This is a genomic window from Aquabacterium sp. (genome assembly GCF_036279675.1).
GTDB lineage: Bacteria > Pseudomonadota > Gammaproteobacteria > Burkholderiales > Burkholderiaceae_C > Aquabacterium.
The window spans coordinates 1-19,492 of sequence record NZ_DASUIS010000003.1; the positions used below are offsets into that span (position 1 = coordinate 1).

The 19,492-nt window shown below is 61.2% G+C and carries 16 protein-coding genes; 6 read left to right on the forward strand and 10 right to left on the reverse strand.

From position 1 onward, the window contains the following. On the reverse strand, positions 1–293 hold a 293-nt coding region (locus VFW93_RS00185; RefSeq protein WP_329692001.1), incomplete at its 3' end, for a DUF3579 domain-containing protein. A gap of 498 nt (positions 294–791) precedes the next feature. Here VFW93_RS00185 and VFW93_RS00190 point away from each other — a divergent pair. Then, the gene (locus VFW93_RS00190; RefSeq protein ID WP_329691973.1) at positions 792–1,994 is read left to right on the forward strand and encodes an aspartate aminotransferase family protein; all 1,203 of its coding nucleotides are present in this window, start codon (positions 792–794) and stop codon (positions 1,992–1,994) included. 19 nt (positions 1,995–2,013) lie between these two features. After that, positions 2,014–2,946: an ornithine carbamoyltransferase gene (gene argF, locus VFW93_RS00195; RefSeq protein WP_329691974.1), complete on the forward strand. Its 933-nt coding sequence runs from the start codon at positions 2,014–2,016 to the stop codon at positions 2,944–2,946. Between the two features lie 5 nt (positions 2,947–2,951). On the opposite strand, the gene VFW93_RS00200 is transcribed toward argF, so the two are convergent. The 9 genes from VFW93_RS00200 to VFW93_RS00240 form a co-directional block, all read right to left on the reverse strand. Further along, positions 2,952–4,364, reverse strand: a complete 1,413-nt coding sequence (locus tag VFW93_RS00200) for a methyl-accepting chemotaxis protein (protein ID WP_329691975.1) — start codon at positions 4,362–4,364, stop codon at positions 2,952–2,954. Positions 4,365–4,486: 122 nt separating this feature from the next. Beyond that, positions 4,487–5,854, reverse strand: a complete 1,368-nt coding sequence (locus VFW93_RS00205; RefSeq protein WP_329691976.1) for a methyl-accepting chemotaxis protein — start codon at positions 5,852–5,854, stop codon at positions 4,487–4,489. A 30-nt stretch (positions 5,855–5,884) separates the two neighbouring features. Then, positions 5,885–6,598, reverse strand: coding sequence for an RNA polymerase sigma factor FliA (locus VFW93_RS00210; protein WP_329691977.1), 714 nt, complete (start codon positions 6,596–6,598; stop codon positions 5,885–5,887). Between the two features lie 17 nt (positions 6,599–6,615). Further along, on the reverse strand, positions 6,616–7,458 hold the full coding sequence (locus tag VFW93_RS00215) for a flagellar biosynthesis protein (protein WP_329691978.1): 843 nt from the start codon (positions 7,456–7,458) through the stop codon (positions 6,616–6,618). Positions 7,459–7,503: 45 nt separating this feature from the next. After that, a complete protein-coding gene (gene flhF, locus VFW93_RS00220) occupies positions 7,504–9,273 on the reverse strand; it encodes a flagellar biosynthesis protein FlhF (RefSeq protein WP_329691979.1) in 1,770 nt (589 codons plus the stop codon). Continuing rightward, entirely contained in the window at positions 9,270–11,378 is a 2,109-nt protein-coding gene (gene flhA / locus VFW93_RS00225) for a flagellar biosynthesis protein FlhA (RefSeq protein ID WP_329691980.1), read from the reverse strand. The genes flhF and flhA overlap by 4 nt, the downstream gene beginning before the upstream one ends. Beyond that, on the reverse strand, positions 11,375–12,559 hold the full coding sequence (gene flhB, locus VFW93_RS00230) for a flagellar biosynthesis protein FlhB (protein ID WP_329691981.1): 1,185 nt from the start codon (positions 12,557–12,559) through the stop codon (positions 11,375–11,377). Before flhB ends, flhA begins: the two co-directional genes overlap by 4 nt. 176 nt (positions 12,560–12,735) lie before the next feature. Further along, positions 12,736–13,140 (reverse strand): hypothetical protein, encoded by a 405-nt coding sequence (locus tag VFW93_RS00235; protein ID WP_329691982.1) that lies wholly within the window; start codon positions 13,138–13,140, stop codon positions 12,736–12,738. 11 nt (positions 13,141–13,151) lie between these two features. Then, positions 13,152–14,660, reverse strand: coding sequence for a porin (locus tag VFW93_RS00240; RefSeq protein WP_329691983.1), 1,509 nt, complete (start codon positions 14,658–14,660; stop codon positions 13,152–13,154). Between the two features lie 93 nt (positions 14,661–14,753). Between VFW93_RS00240 and VFW93_RS00245 the strand changes: the two genes are divergently transcribed. The 4 genes from VFW93_RS00245 (at position 14,754) to VFW93_RS00260 (ending at position 19,402) form a co-directional block, all read left to right on the forward strand. Further along, a complete protein-coding gene (locus VFW93_RS00245; protein ID WP_329691984.1) occupies positions 14,754–16,838 on the forward strand; it encodes a DUF1631 family protein in 2,085 nt (694 codons plus the stop codon). A 204-nt stretch (positions 16,839–17,042) separates the two neighbouring features. Next, positions 17,043–17,630 (forward strand): hypothetical protein, encoded by a 588-nt coding sequence (locus VFW93_RS00250; RefSeq protein ID WP_329691985.1) that lies wholly within the window; start codon positions 17,043–17,045, stop codon positions 17,628–17,630. After that, a complete protein-coding gene (locus VFW93_RS00255; protein ID WP_329691986.1) occupies positions 17,627–19,033 on the forward strand; it encodes a sensor domain-containing diguanylate cyclase in 1,407 nt (468 codons plus the stop codon). The genes VFW93_RS00250 and VFW93_RS00255 overlap by 4 nt, the downstream gene beginning before the upstream one ends. Before the next feature lie 3 nt (positions 19,034–19,036). After that, on the forward strand, positions 19,037–19,402 hold the full coding sequence (locus VFW93_RS00260; RefSeq protein ID WP_329691987.1) for a response regulator: 366 nt from the start codon (positions 19,037–19,039) through the stop codon (positions 19,400–19,402). Positions 19,403–19,492: the final 90 nt, after the last annotated feature.

The following is a 19,492-nucleotide window of genomic DNA, read 5'->3' on the forward strand; positions in this document are numbered from 1 at the left end:
CAGGCGTCAACCACCTGCAGATCGTTGTCTCGCGCAAAGTTCATGACGAAATCCCAGGCCATGGGCTCCAGGTCTCGCAAGGCTTCATTGACCACCACGCACTTCACATCACCCATGCTGGTGGGCACGCAGTACGGCGAATAGCCGATGTGCGCTGCCATGCCCATGGCAGCTCCGCCGGGGCGGAAACTGGACATGGCGCCAGCCAGTCGCTCGGCCCAATCGCTGGGGCGAAAGGTCTTGCCGTTGCTGGTGACGCCTTGAATGAAGACTTCGCGTGGTTTGGTGGGGATGGGGGAGGTAGGAGGAGGAGTCGTCGACACGGTGGCGCTTCCGACGGGCTGTGCAATGGGTGAATTGACAGGCGCAGCGACAGATTGTGTCTGGCGGCTGCGGGGAACAAGGGCAGACTCGGACGGGTAATCCTGGCCCGGCACCTTGGTGATGGACACGGCCTCAATGAGCGTTTCCATGCGTGACAGTCCTCCATTGTCGCGGTCGAACAGCTCTCCCGCAACATTGATGCCAAGAATCCGCGCCCCCAAGTGGGTCACCGACTTGACACCCGCCCGTGCGCAGCCCATTGCACGCACCACAAGAGAGATGTCGGCGAGACTGACATGCACCTGAAGCGATTGCACCCCGCTGCGCACCCGGGATCTGCACGGAAATCGCTGGTGCGTGAACGATGCCCGCATTCCTGAGTAGCCGCCTTTTACATAGAATAGGCTCTGGCGCAGTGCCTGCTGCGCCATTTTTCTTTTGCAAACGAACCTGAGATCCCTCTCACCATGAACGCTCCCGTGTCGATGCCCCATGTGATGCCCACCTACGGCCGCCTGCCCATTGCGCTGTCGCACGGAGAAGGCGTTCGCGTCTGGGACACCGATGGCCGACGCTATCTGGACGCACTCTCGGGTATCGCGGTCAACACCCTGGGCCACAAGCACCCCAAGCTGGTCCCCGCCCTGCAGGATCAGGTCGAGAAGATGATCCACTGCTGCAACTACTACCAGGTGCCGCTGCAGGAGGAACTCGCCCGTCTGCTGGTCGAGCGTTCGGGTATGACCAATGTCTTCTTCTGCAACTCAGGACTGGAAGCCAATGAGGCCGCACTGAAGATTGCGCGCAAGTTCGGCCACGACAAAGGCATCGACCGCGCCGAAGTGGTGGTGTACGAAAAAGCCTTCCATGGCCGCTCCATCGCCACGCTGTCGGCCACGGGCAACCCCAAGGTGCACGCCGGCTTCGAGCCGCTGGTCGAAGGTTTCGTGCGCGTGCCGCTCAATGACATCGCCGCCCTGGAAGAAGTCGCACGCACCCGACCCAACGTCACAGCCGTGTTCCTGGAAGTGATCCAGGGCGAAGGCGGCATCAATCCCGCCCGCGCCGAGTACCTGCAGGCCGTGCGCGCCCTGTGCGACAAGCAAGGCTGGCTGCTGATGCTCGACGAGGTGCAATGCGGCATGGGCCGCACCGGCAAGTGGTTTGCTCACCAATGGGCCGGTATCCAGCCCGACGTGATGCCCCTGGCCAAGGGTCTGGGCTCCGGCGTGCCGATCGGCGCCGTGGTCTGTGGCCCCAAGGCCGCCAACGTGCTGCAGCCCGGCAACCACGGCACCACCTTTGGCGGCAACCCGCTGGCCATGCGCGCTGGAGTGGAAACCATCAAGATCATCGAAGAAGAGCAATTGCTGGCCAACGCCGACCGCATCGGCAAGCACCTGCATGACGCCCTGGTGCGCGAACTGGGCGAGCTCAAAGGTGTGAGCGAGATCCGTGGCCAGGGCCTGATGATCGGCATCGAGCTGGACCGCCCCTGCGGCGTGCTGCTGCAACGCGCGGTCGATGCCGGCCTGCTGCTGAGCATCACCGCCGACAAGGTCATCCGCCTGCTGCCGGCCCTGATCATCACCGCGGAAGAAGCTGACGAGATCGTGGCCACCCTGGTGCCCCTGGTCAAGACCTTCCTGTCTGAAACAAGCGCTGCTTAACCTGACCTGTCGAATTCGCATGAAGCCCGGTATGAGCCTGATCAAACACTATCTCCAGTTCAAGGACCTGCGCGAACAGGAGTACGCCTACCTGTTCGAGCGGGCGGCCATCATCAAGAAGCGCTTCAAGAACTACGAGAAGTACACCCCGCTGGTCGATCGCACCCTGGCCATGATCTTCGAGAAGGCCTCCACGCGCACCCGCGTGAGCTTCGAAGCCGGCATGTACCAGATGGGTGGCTCGGTGGTGCACCTGACCACGGATGGCAGCCAGCTGGGCCGCAGCGAACCGATTGAAGACAGCGCCAAGGTGATCTCGCGCATGGTCGACATCGTGATGATCCGCACCTACGAGCAGTCCAAGCTGGTGAAGTTCGCCGCCAACTCGCGTGTACCGGTCATCAACGGCCTGACCAACGAGTACCACCCCTGCCAGATCCTGGCTGACATTTTCACCTACATCGAGCACCGCGGCTCGATCAAGGGCAAGGTCGTGGCCTGGGTGGGTGACGGCAACAACATGGCCAACACCTGGCTGCAGGCCGCCGAGATCCTGGGCTTCACGGTGCATGTGAGCACGCCCAGTGGCTACGAGATCGACCCGGCGGTGGCCGGCATCAACGACACCAGCTGCTACAAGGTCTTCAAGGACCCGATGGACGCCTGCCGTGGTGCGCACCTGGTCACCACCGATGTGTGGACCAGCATGGGCTTCGAAGCCGAGAACGAAGAACGCAAGAAGGCCTTTGCCGACTGGTGCGTGGACGCCGACATGATGGCCGTGGCGGCACCCGATGCCCTGTTCATGCACTGCCTGCCGGCGCACCGTGGTGAAGAGGTCGAAGCAGACGTGATTGATGGGCCCCAGTCTGTCGTATGGGATGAGGCTGAAAATAGGCTGCACGTACAGAAGGTGCTCATGGAGTACCTCCTGCTGGGGCGCATTGGCTGACTTGATCAGGCCGTCTTGAACACCGACATCGCCATCATGAGCTCGTCGGCCTGACGGCGCAGCCGCGCGGCTGCATCTGCCGTTCGATCAACCAGACTGGCGTTTTGCTGCGTCGATTCATCAAGCCGGCTGATGACCTGGTTGATCTGCCCGATGCCCTCACCCTGCTCCGAGCTGGACACGGTGATCTGCTCGACCAGTTGACTGACACGGCGCACCTGATCCACCACGTCGCTGATGATGCGGCCGGTGTTGTCGACCAGGCCACTGCCGGAATCCACCTGCTCGACGCTGCTGGTGATCAGTTGCTTGATCTCCTTGGCGGCCTCGGCACTGCGCTGAGCCAGTGAACGCACTTCTGCTGCCACGACCGCAAAGCCACGCCCCTGCTCACCCGCACGCGCGGCCTCCACGGCCGCATTGAGTGCCAGGATATTGGTCTGGAAGGCGATGCCGTCAATCACGCCGATGATGTCGGTGATCTTGCGGCTTGACTGCTGGATGCCGCTCATGGTCTCGACAACCCGGTGCACGGCCTCGCCACCTTGCTGCGCCACGCTGGATGCCGAGCCAACCAGGTTGTTGGCTTCATGGGCGTGCGTCACGCTGGCACGGATGATGGCGGCAATCTGATCGACAGACGATGTCGTCTCCGCGATATGGGCCGCCGCATCCTCGGTTCTGGCGCGCAACGCCTGATTGCCGTCGGTGATCTCGCCGCAGGCTTGATGGATGCCGCTCACCACCGTTCTGACTTGCTGAATCGATGCGCTGACGTGCTTCAAGGCCTCGACCAGCTTGCGCCCCGCACTGCCGGATGCATCCATTTTGGCTACGGACAAGTCAACCGAACCATCGTCTGCCTGCAGCCGCTCTGCGATGCTCATGAGTTCGCCGGCTGCGCTGAACTCCGCGCGGGCACGTGCAGCCAGGAACAACAACACGGCGGACTCGACCACCACGAACACCGCATGCTCGATCACGCGCATGAAGCCAGGCTCGGGGAAGCACATCGGCCCCCAACCCCAAGCCTGCAGCTGATTGAAGCTGAGATGGTGAACCGCAATGGTGCCCGCGCCAACCAGAATCGGCAGCGCACTGCGATAAACCACGAGACAGGCGAGGAATGCAAATACGCCGAAATGCGCCTCGATGTGACCTCGCGCCACGTGGATCATCAAGGCTTCCATGGCCATGCCCAGGAATGGCAAGCCCACTCGACTGAGCAAGGCCCCTTTGGAAACGGCAGCCACAACCAGCGACGCCCCCATCAATGCAGCGCCAAGCAGCGCGCCCAAGGCCAGATTGCCGTACTGCCCGCCGTAAATCAACACGCCCAGAAATTCTGCGGCGATGGCCGCCAGAACGATACGATCGTTGTAATCAAAAATATAGGATGGGGAATTCGAGGCACGCATATCGAGATCTCGCACGGGTAAACCGAGACGTGAGGAGGCCAGATGGTCCTATGGACCTCACGTCACCAGAATCGTTATCGGATAACGAAATCAGGACTTGAGGTGCCAGCCACGACAGCCGATCAGAAGCGGTACGCGAGGCGCAAGCCACCCCAGTGCTTGCCCGCGACCGTGATCGGTGCCGCCACTTCCTTGAGCAGCACGAACTTGCCACCACCCATGTCACGGCGGTAGGTCTGCAGCAGGAACGGGCGCTTGTTGCGCGCCGAAGCCAGGCCCGTGCGGTCATTGAAGATGCGACGCCAGCGGGAGTTGGCAGTGTTCCACACCACATCGCCTGGCCGCTGCTGCTGACAGTAGATATGGTTGTGCGTGGAAATATAGCCGTTGCGATCCGCCGCGATGCAGAAGACCACGTCCGGCAGCGCCTTGATGGCTTCTTCCTGAATGGGCGGGAACAACTCGTCGGTCAAGGCGTTGAAGCGCGTCGCATGCTGCTGGGGCTGCGTGCCGGGCATCGCCTGGTAGTTCTCGTCGAAGAGGTGGTCCAGGGAGATGCGACGAGATGCCACCGCCGCCTCCAGCGTCGCCGCGATCCTGCCAGCCGTCATCTGCACCAGTTCGATGTAAGGCGTGTCGGCTGTCTGGACGCCGGACCCGGCAATCATTTCCATCAAGCGCTCGGACACCGTCAACACCGCATCGCTGCGCTTGAACGCAGCAGCCAGTTCCTGGCGCGCCTTGCCCACTTCGCCTTCCATGAGGCTGACTTCCTGGTTCACGCTCTGGGTCAACTGGCGGCTGGCATCGGCAGCGGCACTGATGCGCTGGACGCCCTCCTCCACGCCATGCAGCGCGGCATGGAAAGGCCTGCGGCCACCGGTTTGGCTGGCCGTGCCATCTGACTGGTCCGTCAGGTCACTGGCCAAGGATTGAATACGCTGATCGAGTTGCCCGATCGTGCTCATGATGGCCTTGGAGATGGACTCGACCTGCGTCGACAGGTCCTTCACTGCATCCGCGACCACGGAGAACCCGGCGCCAGCCTCTCCGGCGCGTTTGGCTTCGACCGAGGCATTGAAGGCCACCAATCGTGTCTGCAGGGCCACCTGCGTGATCTGCTGGGCGGCATCGGACACCTGATGCAGCGTCTCGACCACGCCACTGACCTCTCGGCCCACATGGGCCACCGATTCACGCGCCTGCTGCATGGAGGCCATGCCGCCCACGGTCTCGGCGTGAATCTGATCCTGAGAGCGAACGATGTCCTGCAGCTTGGCCACCAGGCTGGCCAGGGTTTCGGTCTGGTGGTTGGCCACCGCCGTGGTGTCTTCCAGGCTGCCCCGCAATTGCGCCGCCTCACACCCCAGCCCGCTGGTATCACGCTCCAGCGTCTCGGCCAGCTGAATCAACTCCAGATTCATGGCGGGAGCCGGCTCGGGCTTGATCAACTCCGCCTCGACAGGCTTGCGATTGAACAAGTTGAACATGGTCTGCCCTCGCATTCAATGGTTGAACGCTCACCACTCCCGCAGCTTGACGCGCAGGCGGGCGATGGACTGGCTGTGCAACTGACACACCCGGGATTCGGTCACGCCCAGCACAGCGGCAATTTCCTTGAGGTTCATGTCCTGCTCGTAGTACATGCTCATCACGTACTGCTCGCGCTCGGGCAGGTTCTTGATGGCCTCGACCAGAGCATGCCGCATGCGATGGTCCTGCAGCAAGCTCAAGGGGTCGTTGCCCTCATCGGTCACATGGCGATCCAGATAGTCGTTGTCGCCATCTTCACCGCTCATGTCTTCCAGGTAGATCAGCTGGGTGCCACGCACCTTGCCCAGCATCTCCTGGTAATCGCCCAAGGTCATGCCCATTTCCTTGGCGATCTCGCTTTCCTGTGGTGCACGGCCCAGACGCTGCTCCAGCCTGTGTACCGCACCCTCGATGTCACGCTGCTGTTTGCGCGTGCCACGGCTGAGCCAGTCTGCACCACGCAATTCGTCGAGCATGGCGCCGCGGATCCGCTGGGTCGCAAAGGTCTCGAACTGCACGCCCTGCCCCGCATCGAAGCGCGTCAAGGCATCAGTCAGGCCAATCATGCCGACCTGGATCAGGTCATCGATCTCGACGTTGGCTGGCAGTTTGGCAATCATCTGGTGCGCCAGGCGTCGCACGAGAGGACTGTATTGGCGCAACATCGCGTCGATCTCAAGTCGTCCTTTGGCGGTGTACATGCTCTGCTCCATGAACATCAATTCAGTACGGGGGCGGCGCAAGAAGGCAAGGCTGCCCCCGGCGACATCAGGTGGTCAAAGGCCGTGTCGCTCAAAGCAAGCGGCAAGGCGGTGCGCAGCAGACCTGCTGCCAGTTCCAGAAAACGGGGATGCGGATCAGCGGCAGCAGGCTCGCGCGGATCCAGCAATTGCCAATCGCGCTGGGCCACCCCCAGAAAGTCATCGGCGCAACGGGCGAGGCGCTCGGCCACAGGCTGGGCCTGCTGGCTTCGCGAGGTGGCGCACACGAGCAGGTCGTAGGCCATCCAGGCACCGCGCTGGCTGATGATCTTGACTGCCGAGTACGCCTCCTTGAGGCCCTCGGCCAGATCGTTGGTAAACAGCAAGGGGCGCAGATTGGTCCCTCGGGCACGTTGCGAGAACAGGCGAACGATCTCGCTGGCAGAGGCGTGCACGATCACCACATCGTATTGCGGTGCTGCATTGGCGATGGTGTCGAGCAGGCTGCTGCACGAACCGCGGGCATCCACATAGCGCAGCGGCAAACCACGTGCGGGCATGTAGCTGACCTGGTCCGACAACTCCTCGACGCCTTCAGCCAGATCGAATTCGGCGAGCTCACCAGGCGGGCGGGCCTGCTCGCTGGCGTCCACCACCAGCACCTTGAGGTTGAAGCTGGTGTAGGCCGCGCACAGGCGCTCCAGCACCAGCCCGCCGCATGCTGTCGCGGCGTTGGCCACCACAGGCACGAAACGCAAGACCCTGGAGGCAAACATCTGCCTCAAACCCTGGGCCTGATCCACCGGGTGGTGGGCACGGGTACCGCTTGTGCTGACCTGATGGCTGTCGTTGCGGATCATGTGTGGCTGTCTTTTTTATTGGTTCGAGTGGGTGACAAGCTGTGATCAGACGTGACGCGGAGAAGCCATGGCATCTGCCGTCACCTGCGCGGAGAACACCAGGCTGACCTCGTTGGGATCGAGCCGGTAAGCAGGGTTGAGGCTGGCTCGCAGGGCGCGGTGCACCAGCGCTTGTGCCGACAGACGATGCCAATCTTCAGGCACGCGTTGGCCATTGGCCACACCCAGAACTTTCAACTTGTGACGAATTAACGCATCCAGTGCCGGACCGAGCTTCACGGCCTCGTCCAGCTTGGACAGCACCACACCCGCACAGGCTTCGGCGTGATACGAATGCATCACATCCTCAATCGAATCGCCTTGCGCTGCGGTGTTGATGACCAGCAGTTTTCGGATGCTGGGATGGGCCAGCATGTCCAGCAGCTCCTTGGTGCGACCATCGCGTTGGGCCATACCAGCCGTGTCGATCAGGATCAGCTTCTTGCCCGACAGCAGCTCCAGCAGGTCTTCCAGTGCGGCACGGTCATGGGCCATGTGCACGGGCACACCCAGGATGCGGCCATAGGCTCGCAGTTGCTCGTGTGCACCGACGCGATAGGCGTCCAGCGTGATCAGGCCCAGGTTGCTTGCACCATGCTTGGCGGCGAAGGTGGCGGCCAGCTTGGCGGTGGATGTCGTCTTGCCCACACCCGTCGAGCCGATCAGGGCGAACACGCCGCCTTGATCTTCAATGGGCAGTTCATGGTCGGCTGTGTTCAGGTTGCGCTGCAGCACCTGCGTGGCCCATTGCACTTCGTCATGGGCGCCGTTGCAGACTTCGGCGGGCATGGCGTCCAGCATCTTGCGGATCAGCACGGCCGAGAAGCCGGCATCCAGCAGTCGTTGTGCCAGTTGCGCTTGCGAAGGTGTGCGGCCGAGCTTTTCGATGAAGGCCATCGTCTCGAAGCGTTCCTTCATCATGGCGCGCATGGCACGCAGTTCACCCAGCATCGAGGCATTCGCATCTTGCGCAGCCTTCAGTGCAGCCAGGGTGGCGGCATCGGGTTGCGCCACACGGATGGCATCACGAGCAGGCGTGACCTTGTCCATGGTCAGGTCGGCGTGCTCGCTGCGCAGTGGTACGACTTGCGCGGGCTTGGGCTGTGACGATGCGGCTTGCTGAGGGCGGGCCTGAGGCGCAGCCTGACGCGGGGCAACCGGTGCCTGGCGAGGTGCAGGCGGCTCCCACTGGTCCATGTCTTCATCAACCTGGGGTGCGGGGCGTCCACGCATGGCCTCGCCGGTCAGGTCAACCGAGGTCGACACAGCGGGCTTGGCTGGCTTGGGCTGGGCAAAGCGCTGGTTGAGTTGTTCTTCGGGTGGCAAGGCCATGGCGGGCTCGGTGCGAGCCTGCATGGCGGCCTGGCGGCGCTTGAGCATGCGTTCACGCACATAGTCCTGGAAGGACAGCGTGCTCATCGCCAGTTGCTTGACGTCATCCTGTACGGTGCTCGCCAGGTTGGCCATGGTTTCCTTGGCTTGCTTGGCCGCACCCTTCCTGGGAGGCAGGCTCACGGATTCGTCGCGAGCATCCAGGCGAGGTTCGGCACGAGACTCGGCACGAGACTCTGCACGTTGAGGCATGAGCTCGGGCGCATCCCTTTCCACGGCATAGTGGTCCATGGCAGGCACGCTGTCAGCGGCCATGGCCAGGATCTCGATGCCACCTTCGGCAGCAGGCTTGGTCGACAGCACCACGGCGTCGTTGCCGAATGCAGCCTTGACCTTTTGCATGGCCTCACGGCTGTTCCGTCCAGTAAAGCGTTTGACGTTCATGCGTGGCCTCCGATCAGGGTACCGATGCGAATCGAATGAGTCTCAGGAATCTCGCTGTGTCCCAACACCTTGAGACGAGGTGCGGCGCGCTTGAGCAGTCGAGCCACCGATGGGCGGATGACATCCGGCACCAGCAGGCAGGCCGGGTGGCCCATGTTTTCCTGACGTTGCGTGGCCTCGGAGGCCTGGCGGGTCAGGTGATCGGCCACACCGGGATCGAGCATGGGGCCGCTGGGTGAAGTCAGGGCTTGAGTCAGAAGACGCTCCAGATCCGGGTCGATGGCGATGACGTCGAGTTCGCGCACCGGGCCGTAGATCTGCTGCACGATGGCCGGGGCCAGGCCGATGCGGATGCGACGTGCCAGCTCGGCCGGGTCGTTCACCACATTGGGGCTGGAAGCAGCGTGCTCGGCCACCGTTTCGATGATGGAACGCATATCGCGGATATGCACGCCTTCTTCGAGCAGCAGCTGCAGCACTTTTTGCAGGGTGGAGATGCCGACCATCTTGGGAACCACGTCTTCGATGAGTTTGGGGGCCAGTTTCGTCACATGCTCTACCAGTTGTTGGGTCTCTACGCGTCCCAGCAACTTGGCTGCATGGAGTTGCATCAAGTGTGAAAGATGGGTGGCCACCACGGTCGAGGGATCAACGACCGTGTAGCCGGCCATTTGCGCGGCATCCCGCTGGCGCTCTTCCACCCATACGGCGGGCAGGCCGAAGGCGGGGTCCACGGCCGCGGTACCCGGTATCGGGTTGACCACATGACCGGGGTTGATGGCCATCAGCATGTTGGGGAAGACCTCGCCCTCACCCACCACGGCACCGCGCAAGGTGATGCGGTAGAAGCTGGGCTTGAGCTCCAGGTTGTCCTTGATGTGCACAGATGGCGGCAAAAAGCCGACTTCTTGCGCGAACTTGCGGCGAACGCCCTTGATCCGGGTCAGCAGGTCGCCGCCGCGCTCCTTGTCCACCAGCTGGATCAGACGGTAGCCCACCTCCAGGCCCAGGGTGTCCACAGGCTGCAGGTCTTCCCAGGTGGCTTCGCCGTTGGGGTTGGCCACTTCCGAAGCGGGCTTGTCGACCGGCTTGGGCGCATTGCGGATCGCTTCCTGCTTTTCCGCCATCTTCCAGGCCCACCAGCCCAGGCCTCCGCCAATGGGCAGGAACACGAAGGACGGCATACCGGGGATCACGCCCAGCAGCCCCAGAATGCCGCCGGCCACGCCGATGACCTTGGGGTTCTCGAACATCTGGCCCATGATCTGGGCGCCCACGTCCTTGTCCTTGCCGACGCGCGACACCACCATGGCGGCGGCCACCGAGATCAGCAAGCCGGGGATCTGGGCGACCAGCGCGTCACCCACGGCCAGCAGCACATAAGAGCTGGCTGCATCGCCGGGCGACAGGCCGTGCTGCACCACGCCGATCACGAAGCCGCCAATGATGTTGATGAACAGAATCAGGATGCCGGCGACCGCGTCACCACGCACGAACTTCGAGGCACCGTCCATGGAACCGTGGAACTCGGCCTCTTCACCCACCTCCAGACGGCGGCGCTTGGCTTCCTTCTCGTCGATCAGGCCGGCGTTGAGGTCGGCGTCGATCGCCATTTGCTTGCCGGGCATGGCGTCCAAGGTGAAACGCGCGCTCACTTCAGCGATACGTTCCGAACCCTTGGTGATCACCACGAAGTTGATCACCACCAGGATCGCGAACACGATCAGACCCACCGCGAAGTTGCCACCGATCAGGAAGTGGCCGAAGGACTCGATCACGTGGCCAGCGGCACCTGTTCCGGTGTGGCCCTGCAGCAGCACGACCCGGGTAGACGCCACGTTCAGAGACAGGCGCAGCAAGGTGGTCAGCAGCAGCACCGAGGGGAAGGCGGCGAAGTCCAGCGGGCGCAGCATGGTGGCGGCCACCATCATCACCATCAGCGCGGTGGCGATGTTGAAGGTGAAGAACAGATCCAGCATGAAAGGCGGCAGTGGCAGCACCATCAGCGCCAGCACACAGACCACGACCAGCGGTGCGGCCATTACCTGAAGGTTCTTGTGCTGTCCACCGAGGGCGGACTGGAGCTTCATCACCATCGCGTTCATACATCAAACTCCGGTTCTTCTTGTTCGACCTTGGCCTTCATGCTGGCTGCGTGCTGGGGATCCAGCTCGGCAGGCACATCCAGATCAGGCAGGTTGCCAGGCAGGGGTGAACGGCCAGCCAGCGCATTGCGCAGCTGGAACACGTAGGCCAGCACCTGAGCCACGGCGCTGTAGAGCGCCACAGGCACTTCCTGGTCCACTTCCGTGTTGGCATAAAGCGCACGAGCCAGAGGCGGGGCCTCCAGCACGGGTACGCGGTTCTCGACCGCCAGATCACGGATCTTCAAGGCCAGCAAATCCAGGCCCTTGGCAACCACACGGGGCGCCCCCATCGTGGCCTCGTCGTACTTGAGCGCCACTGCATAGTGGGTCGGGTTCATCACGACCAGGTCAGCCGTGGGAATGGCGGCCAGCATGCGCTTGCGGGCCATCTCGCGCATCTTCTGCTTGATCTTGCCCTTGACCTCGGTATTACCTTCTTGCTGCTTGAATTCGTCCTTCATGTCCTGATGGCTCATCTTCATCTTCTCGGCGAAGAGGAACTTCTGCAGCGGCCAGTCGATGATGGCAAAGGCGGCGATCACCAGCAGCATGGAGCCCAGCACCTCACCCAGAGTCACGCCCAGGTCATGGATGGCGGCAGGCAATGGTTGCGACAGCAGGCCCATCAGGCCGGGCCAGGCCTTGTACAGGAAGGTGGCACCCGCGGCGCCCAGAATCAGCCCCAGGGCCGACGCCTTGAGGGCATCGATCATCTGCTGCTTGGAAAACAGATTGCCGAAGCCGGCGATCGGATTGAGCTTGCCGAAGTTGGGATAGACGATCTTGAACGACATCACCCAGCCACCGGCCATGACGCTGGCCGCGGCGGATGCCAGGGCGATGCTCAGGCTGAATGGCACGACGATCATCAGGGCTTCGGTCGCCCACTGGCTGAGCCGATCCAGCATCACACCTTCGTTGGCCACCATGCGGGCGTCGAAACGCAGGCCGGCGTGCAACAGGGTCTGCATCTTGTCCATCCAGACCGGTGTCAAGCCCATGAGCACGCCTGTGGCCGCCAGGATCACCAGGAAGTGCCCCAGGTCCTTGGAGCGCACGACCTGGCCCTCTTCGCGCGCTTTCTGAAGCTTGCGCGCCGAGGCTGGTAATTGCTTGTCTTGGGAACCTTGATCGGACATGGTGTGCGAAGGACTGCTGCTTGATAGGCATTCTTCGCGACCACTGGCAAATCTTTAGCCGGATAAGAGGGGTGCGCAGCAGGCTATTCGGCCAGCGTTTTGCCTGGCGCAAATGCAGATCGGGCCGATCGTGAAGTGCATCACGATCGGCCCGATGGCATGGGATAGTCCTGGGGTCAATCCAGAACCATCACCACTTTGACCGTGTTGTCCACGGCGGACTTGTCTATGTATCCGATGGCCTTGGGGTCAGTCGCCACGGCCTTCTTGACGGCAACGGCATCCGGCAACATCAATGGCGGCTGACCTTTGCCAGTAAACACGATTCGAGCCCAAACAGCTTTGATTTGCGCCTGTTCTCGCTCCGTCGCCTTTTTGTAGAACTGTTCGCGCAAATTATCACCTTCAGGCAAATCTACCGGCTTCAACTCGAAACTCCGTCCCAAGTAGATATTGGCCAGCTTTTCCTTGTTGATGGGTGCACCCCCTGTCCCCATCACAACGGCAATTTCTGATTTGGCGACGTTCACGGAGGCCATCAAGGTCATGGCCAGCAATGTGCGCACAAAAAAGTTTTTCATCGCACCCTCCGTTAAAAGACAAAGTCAACACCAACAGCCATGCTGGTTGTACTCTTGGCGACATCCCGTGAGGCCGGACTCACGAACATGAGTGGGTCCCTCACCTGGATACGGCCCACTTGGGCCTTGAGGGCAACGCCGGCCGTCAAGTCATAACGAATACTCGCGTTGATGCTGCGGGTTCTGAAATCATCACGGGTCTGATCAAAATAGCCGTATGCCAGAACGGGCAGCCATTTGCCAAAGCGCCAGCCCGCAGCGGCATACCAGGATATTGAAGAGGCCAATGGTCGCCCGATATAGTTGGCACCGCCAGGCCCGGAACCTAAAGCACCCTCGTACAAGGCTTGATAGGCAGAATCTCCAGCATAGGTATCTGACACGTTGTTCTGCGTTCTCTTGGCCCACTCTGCCATAACCAGCAAGGTACCGTTGTCATACTGAAGGCCGACGCTGGTAAATTTGTCCTTCATTTCATGATCGAAGGATGGCAATATTCCAAAGCCCGTATCCACTTCGGGAAAGGTAAACGGCGTCTTGCTCGTCAGTTGCCCACCACGCACCAACCAATCCCCATACTCGACGGTCAAATTGATACCCTTGACATCCTTGGCCCTGGCAGCAATTGGCGTTCCGGTATAGTCAATATTGACATCACTGCTACCCATGGTCGGTTGCACTGTAAAAATGGCGCTCCCGACAGGGATGCGCCACAACGCCTGCACACCGTCCGTGGTCGTCAGCGGCACTTGCCCATAAACCTCGAGTGGCGCACGCAGCCATGGCTGAGAGAATCCGACGTTTCTGGAGTCGGAGATCATGAAGACGGGAAGAACAACTCGCCCCGCCCTCAGATCAACATTGCTATTTGGAGAATACTGGGCAAATGCCCATTCAAAGCCGGCGTTGAAATCGTCATTCGTCTGAGTATCGCTGATGCCACCAACACGACGACGCTGCCCCAATAGTTGTGCCGTCACCGACAACTCATCGGTGAACCTGGCAACACCTTGCAATCCGAGTCGAGAATCCTGTCCAAAGTCCCAGCCCGTTCCAGTACCTTTGGAATGCCCCATCGACGTACGAAACTCATAGTCATTCTGTGTTGTTCGGGTCGCAGCCAGGCTACCGTATCCGCTGATCGCGACAGTCGGGTCGGCATGACTCAAGCCGCTTGCAAGCAAGCTTAATCCCGCTGCGCACAGCGAGTACGCCACTTTCGAAAGGCGTGGGATTTTCATGGTGCGCTTCTCCAATGGAAGGTTTGAGGGCAAGCCGATGATTGGATAACCACTTGCCTGAGGGGGGGTGTTAACGGACAAAGCAACACTAAAGAAGTGGTGAATCAAGCAAATCGGTGAAAACGCCCATAAGGCGGGTCCATTTGCAGCAACGCAACATGCAGGCAATCCGACACAGGTCACATTCAAGGACCAGCGAAACAGAATCCGCCAACGCCAACTGGCGAATTCGGCTGTCGACGCGCAGTAACGGCAGACATGCTTGACCTTGATCGCCATGGGCTGGCTGACATCTCTCCCAAATCGAATTGACGCCCAATCCTCGACCACTTTTTTACATGGTGCACGGGTGGCCCCAACTACCATGCCCCCATGGCAGACCCGTCTCCCTATCAGCAGCATGTCGATTACCTGCTTGGGCGCTCACCCGAGCTGGCAGGCCTGATCGTGGACCACACACAGGCAGCCATGCGCGCATCCGGCGCAGACACGATGCTCGCCACAGACCGCAGCCTGCTGTTCCAGGTGGCGGAAGCCGTACAGACCCATCGCGTCGCGTTTCAAAACGCCCTGACGCGGCACATTCAACAGGCCATCGAGGGGCAAAGCCAGGCTGGCAACGGCGGACAGCGCCTGGACGCCGTGCTCAACCTGGACGAACTCACCCTGGTCGACGAAGACCAGGCCGAGCAGGAAATTGAAGTATCAAGAACGGTGCAGCTGATTGACCTGACCGCCGAGTGGGAGCTTCGCGAGTTGCAGGCCTTCACCTCCACCCTGCAAGGGGGCACCAGGCTGAAGCCTCAGGACAACCCCTTCAGGCCGGCGGTTTACGGCAAGGCATTGAGTGCCGCCGCCCGGGAACTGCCCTTGTCAGCCAACGAGCGCAACTTCCTGCTGCGCATGAGTGGCAAGGTCTTGGCCGAGCAACTGAAACAGTTCTACGCGCAAGCCTGCGAGCGCTTGCGGCAACAAGGCCTCAGACCAATGGCCTACCAGGCACCGGTCACACCCAGGCGCACACCACCTCAATCCAGCGTCAACGTCACCCAACCCGGAGCGCTCGAGTCCTTGCTGGACAAGCTGCCAGCGTCATTGCAGCAGCGCCCCGGTGCATCCGGCGTACCCACCCCCAACGCAGGCGACGCCAATGCGCTGACCTTTCAGACACTGATCGACAGTCAGCCCACCTACCGTCAGACAGCAAAGCCTCGCACCTACACGGAAGAACAGGTCGGCCACCTCCTGAGCAGGCTGTTTGCGCAAATGCACCAGGATCTCGAAGTGCAACCTGCCGTGCGCCACATGATCGACCAGCTGCAACCCGCCGTGATGCGTGTGGCCAGCCAGGATCCTCAAGTGCTGCGATCCGACCAGCACCCCGCCTGGCGCCTGATCAATCAGCTGGCCTCTTACGCATCGGGCTACGACGACGCCAACCACGCAGAGTTGTCAGCCTTCCTGCAATTCGCCCAAGGTCGTATCCAGCAGCTGGTTCCACCACCGGGCCCGACCATGGCACAACTCGAAGCCACGCTGACCGAGATGCAGGGCTTCATCGACGAGCAAGCCCGGCAACAGATCCAGGCTGCCCCCAAGGCCATTGCCCACATGCAGGAAGCCGACCTGCGGCTGTCCCTGCGCCCCGTCCTGCGCCAGCAAGTCGAACAGCAAATTGGCGGAACCAGGATCAAGACGAGCATCCAGGATTTCCTGCTGGGCCCCTGGGTCGACGTCCTCACGAACCTGATGGCATCCGAAGCCAGCTCTGAAGACGAGATCCAGGCGATGATGGCCTGTGTCGACGATTTGCTGCACAGCCTGCAAAGGCCCCGAAACCTGCAGGAACGCGAAGCCTTGCGACAGGCCCTGCCGGACCTGATCAACAGACTCAAGCGAGGCATGGCGCACATCGCCTGGCCGATGGCACAGCAAGAAGCCATTCTCGATGAACTGATGCGCATCCATGGGCATCACCTGGTCGCGACGCCCAAGCCTGACAAACCTCAGGCCGAGCCCACCCCGGCAGAGCTGGTGGCCCAGATGCGCGAAGAAATGAACAGCGCGCATCGTGCCAAAGCGCGCTCTGCCAGGCAGGCACAACTGGTCGACACCAATCTGGGCTCCTTGCCCACGGTACCCATGGCCTATGGCGAGGACCTGCCGCATGCAAGGCAGACCAGCGCGCCTCAGACGCCCGCGGAGTGGGCGGAATCCCTCCACAAGGGCATGTGGTGCAAGCTGTTCCTGCAGGGCCACTGGACGACGGCCCACCTGCTGTGGACCAGCTCGAACCGCCAGTTCTTCATGTTCACCAGCGAACGTGCCGGTGGCATGCATTCTCTGACCCGACGCGCACTGGAGCGACTGAGAGCCGAAGGGCTGGCCACCAATCTGGAAGACCGCAGCCTGATGCAGCGCGCCGTTGACAGCATGCTTCAGGATCTGGACGACTGAGATCGGCACTTTGTCACGAACGGCGGTCGTCCGCTGAGGCGATGCGCCCTTGGCGCTCAAGGCCACTTGGCGAAATGCCGTTAAACGGACAAATGGTTGTCACACCGTTGACGCCAACGCACGGCCTGCGCAAGGCCGCCCATGCGCTGAAAGGGTACGAGCATGCTCCCTTGCTACCGCTGCTTCAACGAGCGAGGCTGATTCATGGATGCACAAGCCGCGACACAGGCCAATGTGGACAACCTGCGTGAACTGCTGCGCAATGCGTCCGTCATCCAGGCCAGCCAGTACTTCAACGGGCAACCGGTACAACTGGTCGCCTCGCCACCCGATCACAAGCTGGGACAAGTCCTGACGCGCTACATCGCCATGGTGCTGCTCACCTGCAACGAACTGCGCATCGTCTTCAAGGTGCACTTCAACCCCGAGCAGATCCGAGCCTACCGGCAAGCTTGTGGTGCAGCCGCCGACGACCTCAGCGACAAACAGCTGATCGACTTCATGAAGGAGCTCAGCAACCAGATGGGCGGTCGGGTTTGCCGCATCTTCGATGCGCACCAGATCGCGCTGGGCATGAGCGTGCCTTTGTGTACCCGTGGCATCTACGAGATCTACGCCGACTATCAAGCCAAGTCTGGCGCCATCACCAAGTTCGGCGACTTCTGGCGCCTTGATGGCCCGTTCGAGACCATCTACTGCAGCTGCTTCGTCGAGATCATGGGCAAGGACGACTTTTCCAACATCAAGGCCACGGACGAAGTGGCAGAGGAAGGCGAGCTGGACTTCCTATGAACAACCACAACGAACTCATCGCCTCGCACCGTGTGCTCTCCATGCTGGAGAGCGCCTGCGAGTACAACGAGCAGATCCTGGACAACATCCCGAGCGTGTTCGTCATGCTCAATGAGAACAACCGCGTCATCCGCGCCAACCAGGCCTTCTGCGATCTGGTCGGCTGCACCATGGAAGGCGCACTGCACCTGGATTTCACGTCTTACTTCACGAGTGAAAACGCCGACATCCTGCTGCACCACCTGCAACACCTGCGCGACAAGGCCACCAAGGAGTCCAGCGTCCGCATCAAGCTGGAAATCGCGGGCACCAGCCCTGATCAACCAGCCAAGCCCTTCTTCTGGCGCGTGTTCAGATTGGGCCACATCAGCAATGCGGAAGGCCAGGTCATTTCGCTGGTCGGTGACGACCTGTCGGTGCTGTACCAGTCCGAGCTCAAACTGATGAGCATCTTCTCCAGCATCCCGCTGGGGCTGATGGTGGTGGACAGCGCAGGCACCATCACCGAAGTGTTGTCGGAGTACTGCCACGTGCTGCTCAACAAGCACCAACTGGTCGGCACGCGCCTGCAAGACGCCTTGAACCGGCACAACCCGGACATGCACAACGAAATCCAGCAGGCCTTCGACATTCTCGAAGACTGCGCCGGCAAGTTCATGCCGCACTTCACCGCACGCGAGGCGTCTCTGGGTCGCATCGGTCAATTGAAGATCGAGGGGGCGGCCTACTCCGACAAATGGATCAAGCCGCGCTTCCAGCCCATCGCCAAGAACAACACGGTTGACCGCTACATGGTCATCCTGGAAGACATCACGGCCAGCTACCTGGCTCAACGGCAGATTGAAAAAGCCGACATGTTGGGCAAGCAGGCCCAGGCCCTGTACGACTGCGCCATCCGCGATCCTTTGTCAGGCCTGTACACGCGCCTGTTCATGAACGACAGCGTGAGCCGCCTGATTGCGTCGGCCAAGCGCGGCAGCCTGCATGAACTGGCCATCGTGATGTTCGACCTGGACAGCTTCAAGAGTGTCAACGATACCTATGGCCACGATGCCGGCGACCGGGTGATCCGTGCTTTCGGCAACATCATCCGCGCCTGTACGCGAGACACGGATGTCTGCGTGCGCTTTGGTGGTGAGGAATTCGTCCTGGCCCTGCCCTGCAACAACACGAACGAACAAGGCGGTGCCATCGTCGCAGAACGCATCCGTGCCAAACTGGCGTCGACACCCATCGACATCGGTGACGGCAAGACGCTGAACGTCACGACCAGCTGCGGCGTGGCCTACTGCCACAAGTCCGACACACTGGAGACGCTCTTGCAACGCTCTGACAAATACCTGTATGTGGCCAAGCACAACGGCAAGAACCAGGTGTGCATTGAATCGGCCGAAGGAGAGTGAACCATGCCCAGGATTCTCGTCATCGATGACGCCAAGACCATGCGCGACACACTCAAGGACCTGTTGATTCCCAACGGCTACGAGGTGGTCGAAGCGGAAAACGGCGAACAAGGCCTGGAGATGATGGCCAAATACGCCATCGATCTGGTCATCTCCGATCTCAACATGCCTGGCATGGACGGCTTGACCATGTGCAGCCACATCAAGGAACAGGGTTACCACACACCCATCTTCATGCTGACCACCCAGACCAGCCCCGAACTCAAGGCCCGAGCCAAGGAGTTCGGTGTGGTGGCCTGGATCGTCAAGCCCCACAAGGACGACATCCTGCTCAAAGGCATTCAGAAGGTCCTGCATCTACCCGTTTGAAGTGGGCCCATGCCGTGAGCAAATGGCGCTTTTGCCCGGCATGAACAGGTAGCACGATACCCGCTGCCTAGAATCATGCGTGGGGAACCT